A 4,400-nucleotide genomic window follows, 5' to 3' on the forward strand; every position below is an offset into this window, starting at 1 on the left:
TGTCGGCCTTTCCCCAGGCGGTGACCGCCGAGATGGTGAAGAACTTCGCGCGCGGCGGCGCGGCGATCTGCGTGGCGGCACACACCCTCGGCGCCGAGCTCGAGGTCATCAACCTCGGCACGGCACACGACACCGGTCCGCTCGACGGCGTGAAGGACTGCCGCCTCGGTCCAGGCACCGCCAACTTTACGCTTGAACCCGCGATGGACGTTTACCAACTCGCGCGTGCCCTCGGCGTCGGCCGCCATGCCGCCGAACGGGCGCGATTGAATGGCGCGCAACTCTTCATCGGCGGCGAGATGGGCATTGGCAACACCACCGCCGCCTCCGCCCTGGCCTGCGCCCTGCTCGATGCGCCGCCGGAACGCCTCGCCGGCCCGGGCACCGGCCTGGATACCCACGGGGTGGCACGCAAGACTGAAGTCATCCGCCGCGCGCTGGCCCGTCACAGCACGCACCACGGCACGCCACTGGAGGCACTGCGGCGTCTCGGCGGTTTCGAGATTGCCGCCCTGACCGGCGGCTATATCGCCTGCGCCCACATCGGCCTGCCGGTGCTGGTGGACGGCTTCATCAGTTCGGTGGCGGCGCTCGCCGCCGCGCGGCTGTGCCCCGGTGCCGGACACTGGTTCCTGTTCTCGCACGCCTCCGCCGAACCAGGCCACCGCGCGGTGCTCGATGCGCTCGATGCGCGGCCGTTGCTCGATCTCGGAATGCGCCTGGGCGAGGGCAGCGGTGCCGCCGTCGCCGTGCCGCTGCTGCGCATGGCCTGCGCGCTGCACAACGAGATGGCGACCTTCGCCGAGGCGGGCGTTTCCGAGAAGAGCGGATGATGCGCGTCGGTCGCTCCCGGCGTCCTGCCTCCCGCGACACTAGTGTGGTGTTTCATATAAAACGCACACTTAGACGAGATAGACTTGAGGTGGGCCCTAAGGATTCTATCTCGCCCTACGGGAAGCCACTCAAGGCGCGATTGCCGCGTTGCAGACCTTGGAAAGGTAGCCGACATTCCCGGCGGTCTGCGCCTTGCACTCGCGCCTTGAGTGGCTTTCTAAATGCACGTTTTATATGAAGCACCACACTAGCGCATCCCTGCGCGTCGAATTGCTGCGCCATGGCGAGGTCGAGGGCGGCAGCCGTTTCCGGGGTCACACGGACGACCCGCTGACGGCCACCGGTCTGGCACAGATGCATGCCACGACAGCCGACAGCGGTAACTGGAATTATGTGATCAGCTCGCCGCTGGCGCGCTGCGCCGCGTTCGCCAACGCCTTTGCCGATCAACATTCACTGCCACTGACCTTTGACGCACGTCTGATGGAAATACACTTTGGTGATTGGGAAGGCCGTACCGCCACCGAACTGATGACAACCGATGCCGATGCTCTCACCTGCTTCTGGAACGATCCGCTCCACAACACGCCGCCCGGGGGAGAACCGCTGGCACAATTCCAGGCACGCGTGCTCGATGCCTGGAAGGATATCGTTACCGGTCACGCCGGGCAGCGGGTACTGGTCGTCACCCACGGCGGCGTGATTCGCATGCTGCTCTGCCAGGTAACGGGTGTCCCCGTCGCGCGACTGCAAGAGTTCAGGGTCGAACATGGGCAATTGTACGGCGTACGCATCGGCAGTGACGGCTCAGCACGGCTCGACGGCCTGACGTGCATCATGGAGTAACGCACTCATGTTACGCCCATTCCTCATCGCCTTGCAGTTTCTCACCGCCTTACCCATTCGACTCGCGGACCCGCCGGACGCCGAAGCGACCGGGCGCTCGCTGCTCTACTACCCGCTGGTCGGCCTGCTTATCGGCGCACTGCTCGCCGGGCTGGCCTGGCTGCTCAGCGGCACGCCCACACTGGTGGCCGCTGCACTGTTGCTCGCCGTCTGGGTGGCCGTGTCCGGGGCGCTGCACCTCGACGGCCTCGCCGACAGCGCCGATGCCTGGCTCGGCGGCCTAGGTGATCGCGAGCGGACACTGGCGATCATGAAAGATCCCTATTGCGGCCCGGCGGGCGTGGTCACCCTGGTTCTGGTCCTGCTGCTCAAATTCGCCGCATTGGCGTACCTCGTGCCGAACGGAGACTGGGAAATCCTCGTCGTGACACCTGTGCTCGGCCGCACCGCACTGGTGTTGCTGTTCCTCACCACACCTTACGTGCGGCCGCACGGCCTGGGCAGCCTGCTCGCTGACCACCTGCCCCGCCGCGCCTGCATCGTAATCGTAATATTTACCCTCGCGGCGGTGCCGCTCATCATCGGTACAGCGTCGATCATGCTGCTGCTGGTCATGGCAGGTGTATTCCTGCTGCTGCGCCGACTCATGCTACGGCGCCTCGGCGGCACCACCGGGGACACCGCCGGGGCGCTGATCGAGGTCACCGAAGCAACTGTGCTGCTTGCCGCAGTACTGATGAGCTGATGGGGATATACCTCAAGCTACCAGAGAGAAAGTGTTGGTGAAATCCGACAGGCCCCGGCCCGCATGGACGGAAACCTTTTGATTTCAACCTGTCTTATCGTTACTCTCTGCGCACAAAATCTGCGCACAAAATCGGCCTGGCCAGAATCCCATCGATACCTCCATGAATGTGACAAGACGTCTGCCTCTGAATATTGCCCTGCTCAGCATTGCCTTGCTGGTGGGTCAGTATGCGGCGCTTGCGCACGCGAGCAAGCACCCCTTCCATGAGTCGGTGCAGTCGTGCCAGGTATTTTTCGCCCTGGAAAAATCCGAACTCGGCCTGATCTCTGCTGCCGCGCCGGTCCTGAGCCCCGTTCTGTCCTCACGGCTGTGGGTGGATCTCTTCACCCAGGCCCTGCCGCGTTTACACCGCGCCTATTCCATACGCGCCCCCCCTTCTCTCCCGTAAGCCCTGAGCCTGACCGCGTCATCCGTCCTCGACCTGCCCAGCGGCGCAGTGATGGTGTGGTGCCTTGCGGCGACGGCCCTGCTGTGGAAACTGCTGGGCCCGGTATTCAGACCCGGGGCGCAGCACACGGCATAACCACAAACTGCTGACGCGCACTACCACATCAGCAGGTAGCCCGTAGCAGGTAGGGTGGGCACGTCTTCTGTGCCCTCGCGAACAAAAATAAACAGGGCCGTTGATTCCCGCGCCATCCTATTGCTTCGTACCGGACGCATCTTAACGCGAAGCAATGCAGCAGGAGGATGGTGTTAAATTATCGCACTACCGCCTTGAAATCCGCACCACATCTGCCAATGTTTAATGCTATACACCCAATCACTGGCTGTGGCTATGGTTTCTGCAGACTACAATTTTGCATACCGCCCCTTGCTGTTTGGAATCGGGCTGTGTCTCTGCATCTCGGTGCAGGCCGCGCAAACCTATGGCCGGCTGGTTAACCCGCAGGCGGCATCGAGTGAATGGCAATTGCCGGAAAATGTCATCGATACGCGCGAGTTACCGCAATTTTCACTCGCGGCGAATAATCGCCCCGACACGCCATTGCCGGTATATCGACTCACCGACAACACCTATTTTCTGTTCGGTAATATCGCGACACTGGATGAAAAAAATCGCGGCTTCAACGGCAATGCCGGGTTCATTGTGACCGATGCAGGTGTGGTCGTCATCGATACACTCGGCACGCCATTGCTGGGGCAACGGATGATTGCAAGCATCCGCAGCATCACCGATAAACCCATCAAATATCTGATCGTCACCCACAACCATCCCGACCATGCCTATGGAGCCGCAGCTTTCCAGGCCATCGAGGGCATTACCGTGATTGGGCATCCCGGCACCCGGGAATACAATAACTCAAGGAATCTGACCGAGTCGGTGGACTATCGCCGCGAGCGCCTGCCCGAAGATATGCAGGGATTCACCACCCTGCAGCCTGAAATTTTTGTCGAGAAACCGACGTTTGATTCCCTGAGCATCACGCTGGGTGGCCAGCGTTTCGATATCTACAATACGGGGCGACACCATTCTTACGGCGACCTGCTTGTGTATCAACCCGCCGAGGAGATCGTCTGGATTTCCGACCTCGCCTTCAATCAGCGCACAACCTTTATGGGAGATGGCAACAGCCAGCAGATCCTCAAGGCACAGGCATGGTTGCTGGATAACTTTCCGAATGCACGCCTGATGGTACCGGGACACGGCAGCCCACAACGCAAACCCTTTCCAATGGTGGAGAAAACCCGCAACTATGTCGAACGCCTGCGACGCGAAATGAAACAGGCGGTCGAAAACGGCGTCTCGCTGTATGATGCGGTGCAGAACAGCCGCTTCGAAGACTGGCAGGACACCCGCCTGTATGAAGAGAATCATCGCGCCAACGCCAGCTTCATCTATCGCGAAATGGAAAAGGGGAGTGTTAGAAATTCTGTGTCATTTCAGTAGTATGAGCAAAAAGAGGAATGA

General features: G+C 61.2%; 5 protein-coding genes. All 5 read left to right on the forward strand.

Features of this window, described 5'->3' with window-relative positions:
- The coding region (gene cobT / locus RRB22_15765; GenBank protein MDT8385856.1) for a nicotinate-nucleotide--dimethylbenzimidazole phosphoribosyltransferase at nt 1-833 on the forward strand (833 nt) is incomplete at its 5' end.
- A gap of 235 nt (nt 834-1,068) precedes the next feature.
- Nucleotides 1,069-1,680 carry an alpha-ribazole phosphatase gene (cobC, locus tag RRB22_15770; GenBank protein ID MDT8385857.1) on the forward strand — a complete coding sequence of 204 codons (612 nt, stop codon included), beginning with the start codon at nt 1,069-1,071 and terminating at the stop codon, nt 1,678-1,680.
- Nucleotides 1,681-1,687: 7 nt separating this feature from the next.
- Nucleotides 1,688-2,425: an adenosylcobinamide-GDP ribazoletransferase gene (locus RRB22_15775; GenBank protein MDT8385858.1), complete on the forward strand. Its 738-nt coding sequence runs from the start codon at nt 1,688-1,690 to the stop codon at nt 2,423-2,425.
- A gap of 163 nt (nt 2,426-2,588) precedes the next feature.
- Nucleotides 2,589-2,876: a hypothetical protein gene (locus tag RRB22_15780; GenBank protein MDT8385859.1), complete on the forward strand. Its 288-nt coding sequence runs from the start codon at nt 2,589-2,591 to the stop codon at nt 2,874-2,876.
- 390 nt (nt 2,877-3,266) lie between these two features.
- The gene (locus tag RRB22_15785) at nt 3,267-4,379 is read left to right on the forward strand and encodes an MBL fold metallo-hydrolase (protein ID MDT8385860.1); all 1,113 of its coding nucleotides are present in this window, start codon (nt 3,267-3,269) and stop codon (nt 4,377-4,379) included.
- Nucleotides 4,380-4,400: the final 21 nt, after the last annotated feature.

It is taken from the genome of Gammaproteobacteria bacterium (assembly GCA_032250735.1).
Lineage (GTDB): Bacteria > Pseudomonadota > Gammaproteobacteria > SZUA-152 > SZUA-152 > SZUA-152.

Bases quoted from the DNA above. Each gene is read 5' to 3' on its own strand.
- RRB22_15780 (MDT8385859.1), top strand. From the start codon at position 2,589: ATGAATGTGACAAGACGTCTGCCTCTGAATATTGCCCTGCTCAGCATT.
- RRB22_15785 (MDT8385860.1), top strand. From the start codon at position 3,267: ATGGTTTCTGCAGACTACAATTTTGCATACCGCCCCTTGCTGTTTGGA.
- RRB22_15775 (MDT8385858.1), top strand. From the start codon at position 1,688: ATGTTACGCCCATTCCTCATCGCCTTGCAGTTTCTCACCGCCTTACCC.
- cobC (MDT8385857.1), top strand. From the start codon at position 1,069: ATGAAGCACCACACTAGCGCATCCCTGCGCGTCGAATTGCTGCGCCAT.